Raw genomic sequence first — 15,022 nt, 5'->3', positions numbered from 1 at the left:
GCGCTGACAGGAGGAGCCGTCGGAGAGCCCCGCTGGTCATCAGGTGCGGGCCGCTCGCAGCGACGGGGCTAGCCGCTGGTGGATTCCAGCTGCTCGAAGGCCAGGCTCCACCACGACTTCGGGTCGGCGAACGCGGACGCGTCGACGTCCATCAGGTCGGCCCGGATCGCTGCGGCGCGGGCCGCGCGAGCCCGACCGCCCGGGTCCGTCGCGATGAGCCCTCCGAGCCGGTAGAGGAACTCGACGAACGCGGCGAAGGTCGCGTTGACCGCCTCGAAGTTGGGGGTTTCCAGGTCCAGCAACACGACGGCTCCGGTCAGCGCGTCGAGGCAGAAGAGCAGCTGCGGGTCCTCGGGCGAGCTGCCGAGGACGATGTGGATGCGTGGGCTGGCGTCGCCGATCTCGATGTTCAGCTTGGAGAACAGCTCCATGCCGGGGACGTCGACGTCGACCGTGAACAGGATCGGCACGTCGACCGGGATGGCCCCGAACGGCGGAAAGACCTCTGGCGTCAGGGGGCCGAGGACGTCGTCGAACCGGTCGACCGGGAAGTAGATCATCCCATCGGCGCCCCAGAGCGCGGTGAGCTCCTCATGCGTCGCGGTCAATCGTCCGCCTCCTCGTCATCGTCACCGGGCGTGGTCAGACCGTGTTCGTCGAGGAAGTCCCACCACTCGTCGTCGTCGGAGGCGACTTCGCCGTACCCGGCGCCAAAGACGTAGTAGGCGAGGAACGAGTCGAGGTCCGGCGCGACGTCGAGGAACATCTCACGCATGAACCACTCGTCGGTGGTCTCCGCCGGGAAGTACCAGACCGCGCCGGTGTCGCGTCGGATCAGCAGCGGCTCGTCGTTCAATGTGCCGATGACCAGCCACTCGGCGGGTTCGTCGGCGACGCCGGTGAACTCGGGCATCTGCTCGAGGTAGTACTGGATGTCGTCGAGGTCCGCGACCGCTGGCAGGTCGAACGCGCCGGCCAGGATGCCGTTGGCGGTTTCGAGCAGCTCCCGGACCGGCTGCGGCAGCTCGGCGGGAATCTGGTCGGCCGGAGCGCCCTCGTTGATCTGGGCCCACGCCAGCGTCGCCGGCTGGTCCGCCTCCAGGTCGGTACGCAGCTCCGCGATGAGCTCCCGCAACTCGGGATTCAACCCACTACCTCTATTCGGATCGGTGTGCCATCGGGCAGGTTCTTGATCTGATGCCAGATTTGCCCGCCGACATCCCAGTTTGTTCTGCCGTGCAGGAGCTTCAGATTACTAACGTCGTCGGCGCCTCCGAGTTGCAGCTCCCACACATGGTCGGGCTGCTGCTTGCGGAGTCGGGCGGCGAGGGCGTTCGCCATCTTCTTGTCGTGGGGCCAGTACTTGTCGAAGATCTTCTGCCGGATGCGCTTCTTGTAGTCGGCCGTGATCTTCTTGTCCCGGCCGACCGGGTTCGCCTGCTTGAACAGCTTGCCCTCGTCGCTGAGCTTCTTCAGCGCGTTCATCTTGCGGTCAAACTGGCCGCGCGCGTGGAACGACTTGCGCTGCACCTTGATCGTGACCTCGGGCAGGTCGTTGTTGCGCACCACCGGCTTCGCGGCGGCCTTCTTCACCGCCGCGCGGACGCCCTTACCAACCTTCGGCTTACCCGCGCCGCCGCGCTTCTTCGAGCTCTTCGGCGCCCTGCTAGGCATCGAGGAGCTCCTGGACCACCTGGTCGATCAGCAGACCGACGATCTCACGCGTGATCATCTGGAAGATCGGGACTTCGGCCAGCGACGCGCCGAACGTGACGACGGCGGTGGCGATCGCCTGAGCCACCGCGAAGGCGAGGATCGCCAGCTGCACGATCACTTGGATCTTCAGCGCGAGCACGATCGCGGCGGCGATGATCAGCCCGGTGCCGATCAGCATGGCGGCCTCGGAGTAGTCCGGCAGCGTTCCGGGGCCGCTCTCCGGCTTGGACCACCACTTCTGGAACGCCTGCACCGACTCGCCCTGGTGCTGTGACCAGACCGCCGCCGCAGCCGAGCTGGCCTCCCCGGAGGCCTCGGCGACCGTGCCGGAGAAGTCCAGCCAGGCCTGGCCCATCTCGAACAGCTTCTCCTCGTCGGCTTCGGGCCAGGTGTAGCCGATCCAGCCGAGTGCCGTGATCAACTCACCCGGCAGTTGGAGTCCCATGTCGTCACCCCAGCATTCCCTGGATGTCCCGCAGCGCGCCCGCTGAGGCTTCCTCGACCAACTCGAAGTTGTCGGCCATCTTCGTCAGGTCGCTGCCGGCCGCGCCGATCTCCTCGGCGGCCACGCCGATGCAGTCCAGAACCCAGGTGGACGCCTCCGTGTACGCGATGCCGATCAGCGAGCCGATGTCGTCGGCGCCCCACGGCTCGCCGTACCCCTGCATCTGTGCCTCGAAGCTCTCCAACTGCCCGATGAAGCGTTCGGCGGCGCCGATGACCTCGTCACCGCCGGAACGCAGCAGCGCGGGCTCTACCTCGAAGCCGTTCATCGGGAACCTCCTCGGGCCATCCGCTCCTGTGCGTCCGTGAGCGCCTGCAGGAACGCACCGAGCCGCGGCACGGCCGTGTCGCGAACCTGTTCCAGTTGCTCGGTGAGCTGCGAGAGGTCGCCGGAGGCCACCGCCGGGCCGCCGCCGCGCATCGAGTCGATCGCCGCGTTCACGGCCGCGATCACGTGGTCACAAACCTCGGCCGCGCCGAGCCGCATCATCCGCGGGTCCAGCGTCAGCGATTCCAGCCGACCATCGGCGCCGAACTCGGCACGGACCTGCCCCTCGGCGGACTCACCGACCCGGCGCAGGCGCACGGCCTCCTCGTCCTCCGGCGCGGTGCCGGCGGCGCGCAACGCGCCAACCGTCGCGTCAAGCATGCGAGCGAACTCCCCGCTCGCCGGCTCATTCACCGACATGCGCCCTCCCTCGATCGCGTCCGAGACAGTGGAAAGCGTAGTCAGAACCGGCAAATCGTGTGGTCCCGGGAGGCGGATGTTCCATCGAAGCCCGTCGACGGATGCGGCCCATCGACGAAGCTGCACGCAGCGGGGGTACGCCCGACGCAGGTCCCTCGACCGGCGCACCTGACAGCGGCTAACTACCGCTCAAGGCTGGAAGTACTCCGACATCAGGCGGCTGACCCATTCTGGCTGCTCGACGTTCACCGGGACGAACTCCACCATCGTCGGCTTCAGGTCGACGACCGGGGTGCCCGAGACCGCGTCGAGACCCACTACCGTCAATTCGCGGCCGTGGACGGATTCGATGGCGCAGCACGTCACTCCGATGCGGTTTGGTCTGCGAGGGCCGCGGCCTGCGAATACACCAACGGGCGGGAGGTCGGAGCGACCACGGTAGGGACGGGGTTCGCGGTGATCACCGTGTGCTGGGAACTGGTCGAAGATAAAGAGGACTTCCACATGGGAGAAGCCCTCCAGGCCCTGGAGGCACAAATCACCGAAGCGCTCGTCGATGGTGATCGTGCTGCGGACGGCACCCCAGTTGTCCGTGTGCTGGACATCGGTCCTGTCATTCCGGACCGTACCGATCGGGGTGATCTCGAAGCTGAGCATGACTTGAGGCTAGTTGCCGCACGCGACCGGCGGCATGCACGAGCACCCGATCAAGGAGTCAGGCCAGGGTTGCGCTGGCGGCGGTCCTGGCGAAGCGGCGGGCCAGGTGGTCGAAGGCGTCGACAAGTTCGGTGGGGCCGACAACGTCGATCTCGGTGTCGAACCGGGCCATGGCAGCGGCCAGGCCGGGCCAGGACCAGGAGCCGAGAGTGAGCCGGCAGCGGCCCGAACCAAGGTCCTCGACGGTCCCGTCGCGGGTGTAGAGGGCCACTGTGGCGGCCGGCAGGTCGAGGATCGCGGTGCCCTGGCAGGGCCAGCCGATGACGCCGTCGTCGGCACCGCGGAACCTGCCGGTGACAAAGGTGGCCACGTCGTCGCCGGGCAGTTCCCTCGGCGTGAAGCGGGGTCCGTTCGGGATGCGCAGGGTCATCCGGTCGGCGCGGAAGGTACTCCAGGCTGACCGGTCGAGGTCCCACGCGACGAGGTACCAGCGTCCGTCCCAGGTGACGAGGTGGTGCGGCTCGACGCGGCGCGGGGGTTTGTCCACAGCCTCGGGGCCGTAGCCGAAGCGGAGGATCTCGTGAGCTTGCACGGCGGAACTGATCGCCAGGAGCACGTCGTCGTCGATCGGGCCGGCCGGTCGGGTGACGGGCCGTTCGACGGCGGTGACCTGGAGGGCGTTGACGCGGTGCCGGAGCCGGGACGGCATGACCTGCCGGATCGTGGTCAACGCGCGTGCTGCCGCTTCGCCGGTGCCGTCGCCCAGGGTGGTGGCGGCAATCTGCAGCGCGAGGGTGAGGGCGACGGCCTGCTCGTCGTCGAAGAGCAGAGGCGGTAGTTCGGTGCCGGCGCTGAGCCGGTAGCCACCGTCGGGACCCTTCACGGCCGCGATCGGGTAGCCGAGTTCGCGCAGCCGGTCGACGTCGCGGCGCACCGTCCGCAGGCTGATGTCGAGCCGCTCGGCCAGGACCGTGCCCGGCCAGTCGCGGCGCGCTTGAAGGAGCGACAACAGGGCCAACAGTCGACCCGAGGCCTTCGGCATGAATGGAATCTATTCGCAGTAGGTGACACATCCTGTCACCTACGTCGTCGACCCTTGGTGCTGACGCCGGCCGGACACCGTTGCCGGAAACAAACTTCACCAGGAGTCTCGATGAGCATCACCACGACCACCCACCTCAACTTCCGGGGCAACGCCCGGGAGGCGCTGGAGTTCTACCACTCGGTGTTCGGCGGCGAGATCATGGTGATCACGTACGGCGATTTCGGGATGCCGAAGGAGCTGCCCGACGCCGGCAAGGCCGTTTGGGGCCAGGTCGCCACCGACGACGGATTCCGCGTCATGGTCTACGACGTGCCCAGCCGGGCTGGAGCCGGCATCGCCCCGTTGCCCTCCACGCGCCGTGAGAACGGCATGACGCTGACCAGCGAGCCGTTCTTCCTGTCCGTCCGCGGCGAGAGTGTCGAAGAGGTCGGCGCGCTGTGGGAGAAGCTGGCCGATGGCGCCACTGTCGTCGAGGCGTACGGCCCGGCGCAGTGGGCACCAGCGTTCGGGATGCTGACCGACCGCTTCGGCATCACCTGGATCCTCGACGTCGCCGCCCAGCACGCCGACGCCTGATCCTCGCCCTCAGCCAACGGGGTGGGTCCGTCGCAACCCGACGGCCCCATCCCGCCACTCCGAGCGTTCGTTCCGTCAGGCGGTGGCCAGGCGGACCATGAACTGGCAGCCGTCGGAGGTGTTTCGCACCTCGACCCGACCGCCGTGCGCCTCCACCAGGCCATGAACGATGGCCAGGCCGAGCCCACCGGAGGCCCCACCGTCGCCGGGGCCGGGAGTGCGGGCCGGCTCGCCACGGAACGCGATGTCGAACAGCCGGGGAAGGTCGGCCGGGGGGATGCCGCCGCAGGTGTCGGCTACCGACAGCCAGGCGTGGTCCTCCTCCCGTCCGGCTTCGATACGTACGGTGCCGTCCTCGGGGGTGTAGCGGACCGCGTTGAGCAGCAGGTTGGCCACGACCCGAGCCAGCTCCGGCTCGCTCGCGGCGACCGTCGGCCACCCCGACTCGCTGGCGATCAGCTTGATCCGGCGAGCGTCGGCCAGCGGGATGGTGCTGGCCAACGCGTCCGAGACCACCTCTCCGAGCGGCACCGCCGTCAACGACAACCGCAGCGCTCCGGCGTTGATCCGGGACAGCTCGAACAGGTCGTCGACGAGTCGGGTCATCCGGTCGGTCTCCAGCCGGATGCGTCGGTGGTACTCATCGACAGTGTCCGGATCACGCACCACCCGGTCCTCCAACGCCTCCGCCATGGCCCGCAGCCCGGCGAGCGGGGTACGCAGGTCGTGGGAGACCCAGGCGACCAGGTCGCGCCGGCCCTTCTCCAGTTGTCGTTCCCGCTCCCGGGCCTGGTCGCGCCACACCGCGGCGCGGGCCAGCCGCCGCCCGAAGTGCCCGCCGACGGCGAGGCTGACCACCGCTGCCGCCGCGACGGTGATCAGCACGACCTCAAGGTCGTGTGCGGAGAGGAACATCGCTTCCGCGACCGCCATCACCCCGACGGCGACGGCGACCACAGTGGTGGTGAGCAGCACGCTGAGGTGCACGGTGATCGAGCTACGCCGAAGCGCTCGGAGCAGCACCGCACCGGCGAGCCCGATGCCGAGTGCCGCGACGAGGGCGATCGCGAAGATCAGGAGTACGTCACGCATGGGCTGGCTCGTAGCGGTAGCCGACGCCCCAGACGGTCACGATCCGCTGCGGATCGGCCGGGTCGGCCTCGATCTTCTCCCGCAGCCGGCGTACGTGCACCGTCACTGTCGAGTGGTCCCCGAAGTTCCAGCCCCAGACCTGCTCCAGAAGTTCGGCCCGGCCGAACACCCGGGACGGATGCCGCATGAGGTGGACGAGCAGGTCGAATTCGCGCAGCGTCAGCGCCAGATCCGCACCGGCGAGGCGGGCGGTTCGGGAGGACGTGTGCACCACCAGATTTCCGTCGGTGAGCGCCTCCGGCCGCTCGGACGGTGCCCCACCACCGGCGCGACGGAGCACCGAACGGACCCGCAGCACCAGTTCACGGGGAGAGAAGGGCTTGGTCAGGTAGTCGTCCGCGCCGAGTTGCAGCCCGAGGATCCGGTCGGCCTCGTCACCGCGTGCGGTCAGCATGACGATCGGTACGCCGTCCGGTCGTACCCGCAGCGCCCGGCACACCTCCAGGCCGTTGACCCGGGGCAGCATCAGATCGAGCACGACCAGGTGTGGCACCTGCCGCTCCACCGCCGCCAGTGCCGCCGCGCCGTCCGCGGCGAGGCTGACCTGGAAGCCGTCGTTCTCCAGGTAACGACGGATGACGTCGCTCACTGTCTGATCGTCGTCGACCACCAGCACGCGCTGCGTCACGGACCTTCCCCGTCCCGCGTCGTCAACGTCTCCCCCAGATGTCCATCGGCCCAGCGTAGCCACGCACCGGGCTCGGCCCGCAACGGCAAAGCTTGCGAGGTTCTTACGGCTGCGTGCGAAAACCCGAGCGGGCGTACGCGAGGTCCTACGGTGACCGGAATGCGGATACTTGTCACCGGTGCGGCCGGGTTCATCGGCTCCCACGTCGCTGACCTGCTCACCGAAGACGGGCACGAGGTGGTGGCCGTGGACGCGCTCCTACCGGAGGCGCACGGTGCGACGGCACCGCCCTGGACCGAGCGGCACGACCTGGTGGTCGGCGACGTACGCGACAGCGAGCTGCTGACCCGGCTACTGGCCGGGGTCGACGCGGTCTGCCATCAGGCGGCCATGGTCGGCCACGGCATCGACCCGGCCGACGCCCCCCGGTACGCCGCTCACAACGACCTCGGTACGGCCACCGTCCTCGCGGCGATGCACGCCACCGGGGTACGCCGACTGGTGCTGGCCAGCTCGATGGTGGTCTACGGCGAGGGCCGCTACCACTGCCCGACCCACGGGATCGTCCGGCCCGCCGGCCGCCGTGCCGCCGACCTGGCCGAGGGCCAGTACGAGCCGACCTGCCCTCGCTGCGACAAGGCGCTCTCCCCCGGTCTCGTGCCCGAGGACGCACCGCTGGAGCCGCACAGCACGTACGCCGCCACGAAGCTGGCCCAGGAACACCTCGCCGGCGCCTGGGCCCGGCAGACCGGCGGGTCGGTCTGGGCCCTGCGCTACCACAACGTCTACGGTCCGCGAATGCCGCGTGACACTCCGTATTCGGGGGTCGCGTCGATCTTCCGGTCGGCCCTGGCGGCCGGGCGACCGCCCAGGGTGCTGGAGGACGGCCGGCAACGGCGCGACTTCGTGCACGTGACCGACGTGGCCACTGCCAACCTGCTGGCCCTGACGACACCGGCACCGGAGCCCCTGACCCCGGTCAACGTCTGCTCGGGTGAGCCGCACACCGTCGGTGAGTTGGCCCACGAGCTGGCGTCGGCGATGGGGGGACCGGCGCCGGTCACGGTCGGGGGCGGGCGGACGGCGGACGTGCGGCACGTCGTGGCCGATCCGGCCCGCGCCGCCCGGCTGCTCGGTTTCACCGCCCGAGTCGGCTTCGTCGCTGGCATCGCCGACTTCACCACAGCGGTGATGCGGGATCCGGCATCGGTCACGACACCGTCCACAGTAGGTGGTTGACGGCGAGAGCTGTGGCGGCCTGGGCCGCCAACCACCACCGCCGGTGACCGGCGGGCAGGTGGGCGGTGGCGACCAGCAGCCAGACGGCGAACGGTAGCCAGATCCTCTCCACCTCGGCCTTGCTGAGCCCGGACAGGTCCGCCGCGAGCACGGCCACCATCGCGGCGACGGGTAACCACACGGTGGGTCCGGGGCCGGCGATCCGCTGCCGGAGAGCGGTCGCGAGCGGTGGGTGCGGTGCTCGGATCGACACGGCGGTCACCGCCCGCCGCAGCGCCGGCCCGACCACCGGGCCGACCGAGAGGAGCAGGGCGGCGAGATTCGCCCAGACCCAGTAACCGTACGGACGATCCGCCGCCCAACCCTGGTAGTAACGACGTGCCACCAGGTGGTAGCCGTCGAGCCACCAGAAGCCGGCGAGGGTGAACACGGCGACGACGGCCGCGACCCCCGTCGCCGCGACCAGGAGCACACCGAGGCGGTCCCGCGCCCTGAGCAGCACCACTGTCAACGCGAGCAACCCGACCAGGACGAACCCGTACGACAGGTAGAGCGCGAAGCCGAGGAGCAACCCGCCCAGTGCGGCCCCGGATCGTCCGCCCACCGCCAGCAGCGCCAGCCCGGCGGCGACCACAGCGGTGAAGATCCCGTCCGCGGACGCGCCCACCCAGACCGCTCCCGGGAGGAGCACCACGAACGGCCACACCGCCCGGGCCGCGTCCTCGGCACCGAGCGCCCGCAACGTGACCGGAACCGACACCGAGACGGTGGCGCCGAGCAGCACACAGGCGAGCCCGGCGGCGGTCCCGCCGCCCAGGCCGATCCGCTCCAGCCAGACGAAGAGGAGCAACGCGCCCGGTGGATGAGCGGCGGTGTGCGTGGACCACGAATCGGGCTGGAAGTCGAGGATCCGGTCGGCGAAGCCGGACAGCATGATGCCGACATCGGTCACCCGGGGCACCTCGTGCAGGTACTCGGCCTGCACGGTGAGCCGCTCGGTCAACCCTGCGGACCAGCCGTCGACCAGGGCCAACGACAGTGTCCAGAGCACCGAGGCGAGATAGCCGACCCCCAGTAGCCGCGGCCACGGCGTGTGGGTTCCCCAGCGCGTGCCCCGCCAGACGAACAGCGCCGCGACGAGCAGCGCGACGGGAGTGCCGGGCCCCAGGTGGGGCTGCCAGGAGGCGTAGATCGGCGCCGCGTCGGCATGAAGCCGCACGCCCTGCCGATTGAGCAGTGCGCCGACGGCGACGGCAACGGCGAGCAGGACCACCTCGGCACCGAGGACGATCAGGTCGGCGGACCGGGGTCGTCCCGGCCGGGTCATCATGGTCATGGTGACGGCCGACGCTACGACCTCCGACCAGGGATTCGATGGCCGAACGGTGAGACGTCAGCGAGTCGTAAGATCCGTTGCCGCGTAAGCGATTCGTAAGGAGAAACGGCGGTCCGGACGGGCGGTGGCGGGCCTAGCGTCGCCGGTATGCACACAACGATCGACGTGGTGCTGCCGTGTCTGGACGAGGCGGCCGCACTGCCTGCCGTACTGAGCGGGCTTCCGCCCGGCTACCGCGCCATCGTGGTCGACAACGGCTCCACCGACGGTTCGCCGGTCATCGCGGCCGAGTACGGGGCCCGGGTCGTCCACGAGCCGAGACGCGGGTACGGCGCCGCCGTGCACACCGGCCTGCTGGCTGCGGAGGCGGATCTGGTCTGCGTGCTCGACGCGGACGGCTCGTTCGACCCGGCCGAGTTGCCCAGGCTCGTCGCGGCGGTGTGTGACGGTCGAGCCGATCTCGCCGTCGGGCGGCGTCGGCCGGTCTCGGCGGACGCCTGGCCGTGGCACGCCCGCACCGGAAACGCGCTGGTCGCCGCCCTGCTGCGGCGTCGAGGCGTGCCGGTGTACGACATCAGCCCGATCCGCGTTGCCCACCGGGCGGCGCTGCTGGGCCTCGGTGTCAACGACCGCGCGTTCGGCTACCCCCTGGAACTGCTGCTGCGCGCGGCCGGGGCGGGCTGGCGGATCCTCGAACTGGACGTCGCGTACGCGCCCCGGGCGGCCGGCACCAGCTCGAAGGTCTCCGGGTCGGTCCGGGGCACGTGGCGGGCGACCCGGGACTTCGCCGGAGTGCTGCGCGCCGACGCCGGTGGTGGCCGGTGAACGTCCTGCTCCTGGTCGCGAAGGCGCCGGTCCCCGGGCTGGCCAAGACCCGCCTCTGCCCGCCGGCTGATCCGACCCAGGCGGCCCGGATCGCGGCCGCGTCACTGTTGGACACCCTCGCGGCGGTGCGCGCCACCGCCTCGACCATTCCCGTGCTGGCCCACACCGGTCGGTTCGCCGACGCCGAGTACGGCGGTGAGCTGACCGCCGCGCTGGCGGGTTGGCACCTGCTTCCGCAGCGCGGCGGCACGTTCGCCGACCGCCTCGCGAACGCCCACGCCGACACCGCCGCGTCGTTCCCCGGCCGACCGGTGCTGCAGATCGGCATGGACACACCGCAGATCCGGCCGGCCCTGCTCACCACCGCGCTGGAGCGGCTCGCCGAACACGAGGCGGTGTTCGGGCCGGCGCTCGACGGCGGCTGGTGGGCACTCGGGTTGCGCGACCCGGCGTACGCGAGCGTGTTACGCGACGTACCCATGTCGACCGGCGACACCGGTCGCCGCACCCTCGCCGCCCTGCGGCAGCACGGCGTCCGTCCGGCGATCCTGCCCGTGCAGCGGGACGTCGACGACTGGCCGGCGGCGCTGGCGGTCGCGGCCGATCTGCCCGGCACCCGGTTCGCGCAGGCCGTCGCGTCGGTAGGCCAGTTGGTGACTGGACGCCCCCGGTGACCTCGACGATCAGTCTCGACGGTTTCGACGTGGTGCTGCGCAGACTCGGCGGATGGTCCGCCGACCATGACCTGCGCGGTGCACCGGTCGGCCCGATGCCCGCGGCCCAACCCGACCACTGGCTCGTGCACACCGACGGGCGGCGTGACCTGTTGCCGGTGCGGCGTTGGCACGGCCCGCCCGAACCGGCGATCGAGTCCGTCGCCGCACGCTGCACCGGGCCCACCATCGACCTCGGCTGCGGCCCAGGCCGGCTGACCCGGGCGCTCGCCCAACGCGGCCTCGTCGCGCTGGGGGTCGACATCTCCGCCGAGGCGGTACGTCTGACTCAGGACCGGGGGGTCGTCGCCCTGCGACGCGACGTCTTCGAACCACTCCCCGGCGAGGGCAGGTGGGCGCACGCCCTGCTCATCGACGGCAACATCGGCATCGGCGGTGACCCGGTCCGACTGCTGCGCCGGTGCGGCGCACTGATCGCAGCCGACGGAACGCTCGTGGTCGAGGTGGAACCGCCGGGAGCCGGGCTGTGGCAGGGACAGGCGTACGTCCTGTCGGGATCGTCCGGCGAACGGCAATTGCGGGGACCGGCGTTTCACTGGGCGCGGGTCGACACGGAGGCGGTGGCCCAGGCTGCCGACGCCGCCGGCCTGCGGGTCGCCGACCGTTTCCGGTTCGGTCCACGCTGGTTCGCCGAGTTGGCACGCTCATGATCCGCCGGCCACGTCTCCCCGCCCCGGAGGACTTCACAGCGCCCTCGCACTCACCGCTGGTCACCGCCCGGCTCGGCCTCTGGCTCGGGGTGGCGTTCGGGCTGTGTTTCGGCACCGGACTGCTCAGCCACTACCTTCAGCACCCGCCGGGCTGGTTCACCTGGCCGACCCGACCGGTCAACCTGTACCGGATCACCCAGGGCGTCCACGTGCTCTCCGGGGTCGCGGCCATTCCGTTGCTGCTGGCCAAGCTGTGGAGCGTCTACCCCCGGCTGTTCGTCCGCCCGCCAGTACGCCAGCCGATCCGGTTGTCCGCCCACGCCCTCGAACGGATCTCCGTCCTGGTGCTGGTCTGCGCCGCGTTCTTCGAACTGGTCACGGGCCTGTTCAACGTCGCCCAGTCGTACCCGTGGGGTTTCTTCTTCCCGACGGCGCACTACGCGGTCGCCTGGCTGGTGGTCGGGGCGATGCTGCTGCACGTCGCTGTGAAGTTGCCCGTCGCCCGCGCGGCGTTGAAAACGCCACTGCGACGCAGGAGAGCGGCGCCGGGGCCTGAAGATCGGGACACGGCGCAGCGACGCGCGTTCCTGCGTACCTCCGCGGGCGTCGCGGGAGTCGCCGTACTGGCCACCGCCGGGGTCACAGTGCCGTGGCTCCGTCGGGTGTCGCCGCTGGCGTGGCGGTCCGCGACCGGGCCGCAGGGCGTACCGATCAACCGTACGGCGGCTGCCGCGCGCATCGCCGTTCCACCGGACTGGCGACTGGAGATCGTCTGGCCGGGCGGGCGGGACACGGTGTCCCTGGCCGACCTGGCGGCCCTGCCGCAACGCACGGCGGAGCTGCCGATCGCCTGTGTCGAGGGCTGGAGCGCCTCGGCCCACTGGACCGGCGTGCCCGTCGTCGAGCTGCTCCGACGGGCCGGCGCACCGACCGGCCGACCGGTTCGGGTCACCTCACTGGAGACCGACGGCCTGTACGCGGCCAGCACACTCCCGGCGGCCCATGCCCGCGACCCGCTGACCCTGCTCGCCCTGCGGATCAATGGCGAGCAACTGTCGCCCGACCACGGTTACCCCTGCCGACTCATCGCGCCGAGCCGGCCGGGCGTCCTCCAGACCAAGTGGGTGGCCCGGCTGGAGGTGCTGCGGTGAGAGCCATCCGACTGCTCCTGCTCGTGGTCGGCGCCGCGTTCACGGCGTACGGCGGTTGGCTGCTCCTCCCCCAGCTCGGCACCACGGTGCCGTGGCTGATCGGCGGCCCGGTGCTGCACGACCTCCTGGTGGCGCCGCTGGTCGGACTGGTCGGCCTGGCGCTGAGCCGACTGGTGACGAACCGGCTACGCCGGGCCTGGATCGCCGCGGGTCTGCTGGCCAGCGCCACGTTGCTGCTGATCGCGGTGCCCCTGCTGTGGCGACCGCCCTCGGCACCTCCGAACCCCGGCCTACCGGACCGCGACTACCCGCTGGGGCTCACCGTCGGGCTGGCTGTCCTCTGGGCCGCGATCGTGATCGTCCTGGTCGTCGCCACGGCGCTCGACCGGCGTGGCACGGACCGGCGAACCGACCGCTCCTGAGCCGGCCCCACACGTTCTCCACTTTCGCCCAGGAGGGATACCCATGTCAGCAGGAGACATCAGCACGACCGACCGTCCGCCGATCGGCGTGATCGGCGGATCCGGCTTCTACGAGTTCCTCGACGACGTCGCCGAGGTCACCGTGGACACACCGTACGGACCGCCGAGCGACGCGCTGTCCGTCGGGAGTCTCGCCGGGCGGCCGGTGGTGTTCCTGCCCCGCCACGGACGCCGGCACACCCTCCCTCCGCACCGCATCAACTACCGGGCCAACCTTTGGGCGTTGCGAGCGCTCGGGGTACGCCAGGTACTCGCACCGGGTGCCGTGGGCGGCCTACGACCGGATCTGGGCCCCGGGACCCTCGTCGTACCGGACCAGCTGGTCGACCGGACCAGCGGCCGCGCGCAGACCTACCACGACGGCCAGCCACGCGCGGACGGGCAACTCCCCCAGGTCGTCCATGTGCCCTTCGCCGACCCGTACTGTCCGGTCGGACGGGCCACGGTCCTCGACGCCGCCCGATCCGCCGGTTGGCAGCCGGTCGACGGCGGAACCATGGTCGTCATCGAAGGGCCCCGATTCTCCACCCGGGCCGAATCACAGTGGTACGGCCGGGAGGGCTGGTCCGTCGTCGGAATGACCGGCCACCCGGAAGCGGTGCTGGCCCGTGAACTGGCGCTCTGCTACACAGCGGTGTCAGTGGTGACCGACCTCGACTCGGGCGTCGAGGTTGGTCACGGCGTGACCCAGCAGGAGGTGTTCACGGTCTTCGCCCGGAACATCGATCGCCTGCGCCTGCTGCTCGGCGACGCGGTGAAGACGTTGCCAGCGGAGCAGGGGGCCTGCCCGTGCGGACAGGCGCTGGCCGATATGGAGCCGTGAGCGTCGTAAGAGTTCCGAAAGGGTTCGCGAACGGTTCGACGGCAGCCGTGGCCGTACGCTGCGGGGGTGGGAAAACGGATGTTCCGCTCGCCGCTGGTCCGAGCCGGTCTCGCCTGTGCTGTCGTCGTGGCGATGCTGGGCCTCTACTGGTTCCAGCCGTGGAAGCTGTTCACCGACACCTATGTCGACGAAGCGATTCCCGGCTCTGGAACGGTATCGGCCACCCCGGTCCCGGCGTCCGCGAGCCCGGAGTCCTCGACGCCGGCCCCCGCGATCTCGGCAGCCACCCCAGCGGCGAACGAGATCCTGACCAGCGGTGAGTTCGTCACCCATGAGCACCGGACGACAGGCAGTGCCGAGATCCACCGGCTCGCCGACGGTCGCCATCAGCTCGTCATCCGAGACCTGAACACGTCGAACGGTCCGGACCTGCGGGTGTGGCTGACCGATCAGCCGGTCATCCGGGGCACGGCCGGCTGGCGCGTGTTCGACGACGGCGAGTGGGTCGAGCTGGCGAAGCTCAAGGGCAACAAGGGCAACCAGGTGTACGCGCTACCGGCATCGGTGGACCCAAGCGACTTCCGGAGCGTCTCGATCTGGTGCAAGCGCTTCGCGGTCTCCTTCGGCGCGGCGGATCTCGCGGGGGCCTGACCGCGCCACCCTGGCCGCAACCAGCCGGACACGGCATTGACATCTTTCACTGCGGGATCTAGCGTCGGAGCGAATCGATTCGACGCCGAGCCAGGTGCTCCGGCACCTCCGGTCGAACGGTCGCGTGGTGTTCGGGCGCACTGGTGGCCACCATCGATTCGGCAA

The 15,022-nt window shown here is 70.5% G+C and carries 20 protein-coding genes; 9 read left to right on the top strand and 11 right to left on the bottom strand.

The window, feature by feature from the left end:
* Nucleotides 1–68: 68 nt before the first annotated feature.
* From OH804_RS06950 to OH804_RS06915, 8 genes are all read right to left on the bottom strand, one after another.
* Entirely contained in the window at nucleotides 69–608 is a 540-nt protein-coding gene (locus OH804_RS06950; protein WP_196923901.1) for an SUKH-4 family immunity protein, read from the bottom strand.
* The gene (locus tag OH804_RS06945; protein WP_406063622.1) at nucleotides 605–1,135 is read right to left on the bottom strand and encodes an SUKH-4 family immunity protein; all 531 of its coding nucleotides are present in this window, start codon (nucleotides 1,133–1,135) and stop codon (nucleotides 605–607) included. The genes OH804_RS06950 and OH804_RS06945 overlap by 4 nt, the downstream gene beginning before the upstream one ends.
* An 8-nt stretch (nucleotides 1,136–1,143) precedes the next feature.
* On the bottom strand, nucleotides 1,144–1,674 hold the full coding sequence (locus OH804_RS06940; RefSeq protein WP_196923903.1) for an endonuclease: 531 nt from the start codon (nucleotides 1,672–1,674) through the stop codon (nucleotides 1,144–1,146).
* The gene (locus OH804_RS06935; RefSeq protein WP_196923904.1) at nucleotides 1,667–2,161 is read right to left on the bottom strand and encodes a hypothetical protein; all 495 of its coding nucleotides are present in this window, start codon (nucleotides 2,159–2,161) and stop codon (nucleotides 1,667–1,669) included. The genes OH804_RS06940 and OH804_RS06935 overlap by 8 nt, the downstream gene beginning before the upstream one ends.
* Nucleotides 2,162–2,165: 4 nt before the next feature.
* The gene (locus tag OH804_RS06930) at nucleotides 2,166–2,489 is read right to left on the bottom strand and encodes a hypothetical protein (protein WP_196923905.1); all 324 of its coding nucleotides are present in this window, start codon (nucleotides 2,487–2,489) and stop codon (nucleotides 2,166–2,168) included.
* Nucleotides 2,486–2,908 (bottom strand): YbaB/EbfC family nucleoid-associated protein, encoded by a 423-nt coding sequence (locus OH804_RS06925; RefSeq protein WP_196923906.1) that lies wholly within the window; start codon nucleotides 2,906–2,908, stop codon nucleotides 2,486–2,488. Before OH804_RS06925 ends, OH804_RS06930 begins: the two co-directional genes overlap by 4 nt.
* A 189-nt stretch (nucleotides 2,909–3,097) precedes the next feature.
* Entirely contained in the window at nucleotides 3,098–3,565 is a 468-nt protein-coding gene (locus tag OH804_RS06920; protein WP_406063619.1) for an SAM-dependent methyltransferase, read from the bottom strand.
* A 58-nt stretch (nucleotides 3,566–3,623) separates the two neighbouring features.
* Complete coding sequence (locus tag OH804_RS06915) at nucleotides 3,624–4,607, bottom strand: helix-turn-helix transcriptional regulator (protein WP_406063617.1); 984 nt, start codon at nucleotides 4,605–4,607, stop codon at nucleotides 3,624–3,626.
* Between the two features lie 111 nt (nucleotides 4,608–4,718).
* Here OH804_RS06915 and OH804_RS06910 point away from each other — a divergent pair, with 111 nt between their 5' ends.
* The gene (locus tag OH804_RS06910; protein WP_196923909.1) at nucleotides 4,719–5,186 is read left to right on the top strand and encodes a VOC family protein; all 468 of its coding nucleotides are present in this window, start codon (nucleotides 4,719–4,721) and stop codon (nucleotides 5,184–5,186) included.
* Nucleotides 5,187–5,261: 75 nt separating this feature from the next.
* Here the strand turns inward: OH804_RS06910 and OH804_RS06905 are convergent, their stop codons facing one another.
* Together OH804_RS06905 and OH804_RS06900 are read right to left on the bottom strand one after the other, a co-directional pair.
* Complete coding sequence (locus OH804_RS06905) at nucleotides 5,262–6,278, bottom strand: sensor histidine kinase KdpD (RefSeq protein WP_196923910.1); 1,017 nt, start codon at nucleotides 6,276–6,278, stop codon at nucleotides 5,262–5,264.
* On the bottom strand, nucleotides 6,271–6,966 hold the full coding sequence (locus OH804_RS06900; RefSeq protein WP_406063614.1) for a response regulator transcription factor: 696 nt from the start codon (nucleotides 6,964–6,966) through the stop codon (nucleotides 6,271–6,273). Before OH804_RS06900 ends, OH804_RS06905 begins: the two co-directional genes overlap by 8 nt.
* A 159-nt stretch (nucleotides 6,967–7,125) precedes the next feature.
* On the opposite strand from OH804_RS06900, the gene OH804_RS06895 reads away from it, so the two are divergent.
* Nucleotides 7,126–8,205, top strand: coding sequence for an NAD-dependent epimerase/dehydratase family protein (locus OH804_RS06895; RefSeq protein WP_406063612.1), 1,080 nt, complete (start codon nucleotides 7,126–7,128; stop codon nucleotides 8,203–8,205).
* Here the strand turns inward: OH804_RS06895 and OH804_RS06890 are convergent.
* Nucleotides 8,177–9,541 carry a hypothetical protein gene (locus OH804_RS06890; RefSeq protein ID WP_406063610.1) on the bottom strand — a complete coding sequence of 455 codons (1,365 nt, stop codon included), beginning with the start codon at nucleotides 9,539–9,541 and terminating at the stop codon, nucleotides 8,177–8,179. The two genes, OH804_RS06895 and OH804_RS06890, sit on opposite strands and share 29 nt — an antisense overlap.
* 147 nt (nucleotides 9,542–9,688) lie before the next feature.
* On the opposite strand from OH804_RS06890, the gene OH804_RS06885 reads away from it, so the two are divergent.
* The 7 genes from OH804_RS06885 (at nucleotide 9,689) to OH804_RS06855 (ending at nucleotide 14,857) form a co-directional block, all read left to right on the top strand.
* Nucleotides 9,689–10,366 carry a glycosyltransferase family 2 protein gene (locus tag OH804_RS06885; RefSeq protein WP_406063609.1) on the top strand — a complete coding sequence of 226 codons (678 nt, stop codon included), beginning with the start codon at nucleotides 9,689–9,691 and terminating at the stop codon, nucleotides 10,364–10,366.
* Nucleotides 10,363–11,040 (top strand): DUF2064 domain-containing protein, encoded by a 678-nt coding sequence (locus tag OH804_RS06880; RefSeq protein ID WP_406063607.1) that lies wholly within the window; start codon nucleotides 10,363–10,365, stop codon nucleotides 11,038–11,040. Before OH804_RS06885 ends, OH804_RS06880 begins: the two co-directional genes overlap by 4 nt.
* A complete protein-coding gene (locus tag OH804_RS06875; protein ID WP_372433013.1) occupies nucleotides 11,037–11,750 on the top strand; it encodes a class I SAM-dependent methyltransferase in 714 nt (237 codons plus the stop codon). Before OH804_RS06880 ends, OH804_RS06875 begins: the two co-directional genes overlap by 4 nt.
* Nucleotides 11,747–12,901 carry a molybdopterin-dependent oxidoreductase gene (locus tag OH804_RS06870; RefSeq protein ID WP_406063604.1) on the top strand — a complete coding sequence of 385 codons (1,155 nt, stop codon included), beginning with the start codon at nucleotides 11,747–11,749 and terminating at the stop codon, nucleotides 12,899–12,901. Before OH804_RS06875 ends, OH804_RS06870 begins: the two co-directional genes overlap by 4 nt.
* On the top strand, nucleotides 12,898–13,323 hold the full coding sequence (locus OH804_RS06865; protein ID WP_406063602.1) for a hypothetical protein: 426 nt from the start codon (nucleotides 12,898–12,900) through the stop codon (nucleotides 13,321–13,323). Before OH804_RS06870 ends, OH804_RS06865 begins: the two co-directional genes overlap by 4 nt.
* A 43-nt stretch (nucleotides 13,324–13,366) precedes the next feature.
* Complete coding sequence (locus OH804_RS06860; RefSeq protein WP_406063600.1) at nucleotides 13,367–14,206, top strand: S-methyl-5'-thioadenosine phosphorylase; 840 nt, start codon at nucleotides 13,367–13,369, stop codon at nucleotides 14,204–14,206.
* Between the two features lie 66 nt (nucleotides 14,207–14,272).
* Entirely contained in the window at nucleotides 14,273–14,857 is a 585-nt protein-coding gene (locus OH804_RS06855; protein ID WP_406063598.1) for a DM13 domain-containing protein, read from the top strand.
* The last annotated feature ends 165 nt before the right edge of the window (nucleotides 14,858–15,022 follow it).

Origin of the sequence: Micromonospora sp. NBC_00860, assembly GCF_045207375.1 — a bacterium.
In the GTDB taxonomy this organism is placed as follows: Bacteria; Actinomycetota; Actinomycetes; order Mycobacteriales; family Micromonosporaceae; genus Micromonospora; species Micromonospora vinacea.
Note: the sequence above shows the minus strand (reverse complement) of the source record. Positions and strands in the feature narration are given on the sequence as shown.

Excerpts from the sequence above, each read along its gene's own strand:
- OH804_RS06935 (WP_196923904.1), bottom strand. The coding sequence starts at position 2,161 with ATGGGACTCCAACTGCCGGGTGAGTTGATCACGGCACTCGGCTGGATC.
- OH804_RS06915 (WP_406063617.1), bottom strand. The coding sequence starts at position 4,607 with ATGCCGAAGGCCTCGGGTCGACTGTTGGCCCTGTTGTCGCTCCTTCAA.
- OH804_RS06860 (WP_406063600.1), top strand. The coding sequence starts at position 13,367 with ATGTCAGCAGGAGACATCAGCACGACCGACCGTCCGCCGATCGGCGTG.
- OH804_RS06895 (WP_406063612.1), top strand. The coding sequence starts at position 7,126 with ATGCGGATACTTGTCACCGGTGCGGCCGGGTTCATCGGCTCCCACGTC.
- OH804_RS06910 (WP_196923909.1), top strand. The coding sequence starts at position 4,719 with ATGAGCATCACCACGACCACCCACCTCAACTTCCGGGGCAACGCCCGG.
- OH804_RS06905 (WP_196923910.1), bottom strand. The coding sequence starts at position 6,278 with ATGCGTGACGTACTCCTGATCTTCGCGATCGCCCTCGTCGCGGCACTC.
- OH804_RS06925 (WP_196923906.1), bottom strand. The coding sequence starts at position 2,908 with ATGTCGGTGAATGAGCCGGCGAGCGGGGAGTTCGCTCGCATGCTTGAC.
- OH804_RS06940 (WP_196923903.1), bottom strand. The coding sequence starts at position 1,674 with ATGCCTAGCAGGGCGCCGAAGAGCTCGAAGAAGCGCGGCGGCGCGGGT.
- OH804_RS06885 (WP_406063609.1), top strand. The coding sequence starts at position 9,689 with ATGCACACAACGATCGACGTGGTGCTGCCGTGTCTGGACGAGGCGGCC.
- OH804_RS06920 (WP_406063619.1), bottom strand. The coding sequence starts at position 3,565 with ATGCTCAGCTTCGAGATCACCCCGATCGGTACGGTCCGGAATGACAGG.
- OH804_RS06930 (WP_196923905.1), bottom strand. The coding sequence starts at position 2,489 with ATGAACGGCTTCGAGGTAGAGCCCGCGCTGCTGCGTTCCGGCGGTGAC.
- OH804_RS06870 (WP_406063604.1), top strand. The coding sequence starts at position 11,747 with ATGATCCGCCGGCCACGTCTCCCCGCCCCGGAGGACTTCACAGCGCCC.
- OH804_RS06890 (WP_406063610.1), bottom strand. The coding sequence starts at position 9,541 with ATGACCATGATGACCCGGCCGGGACGACCCCGGTCCGCCGACCTGATC.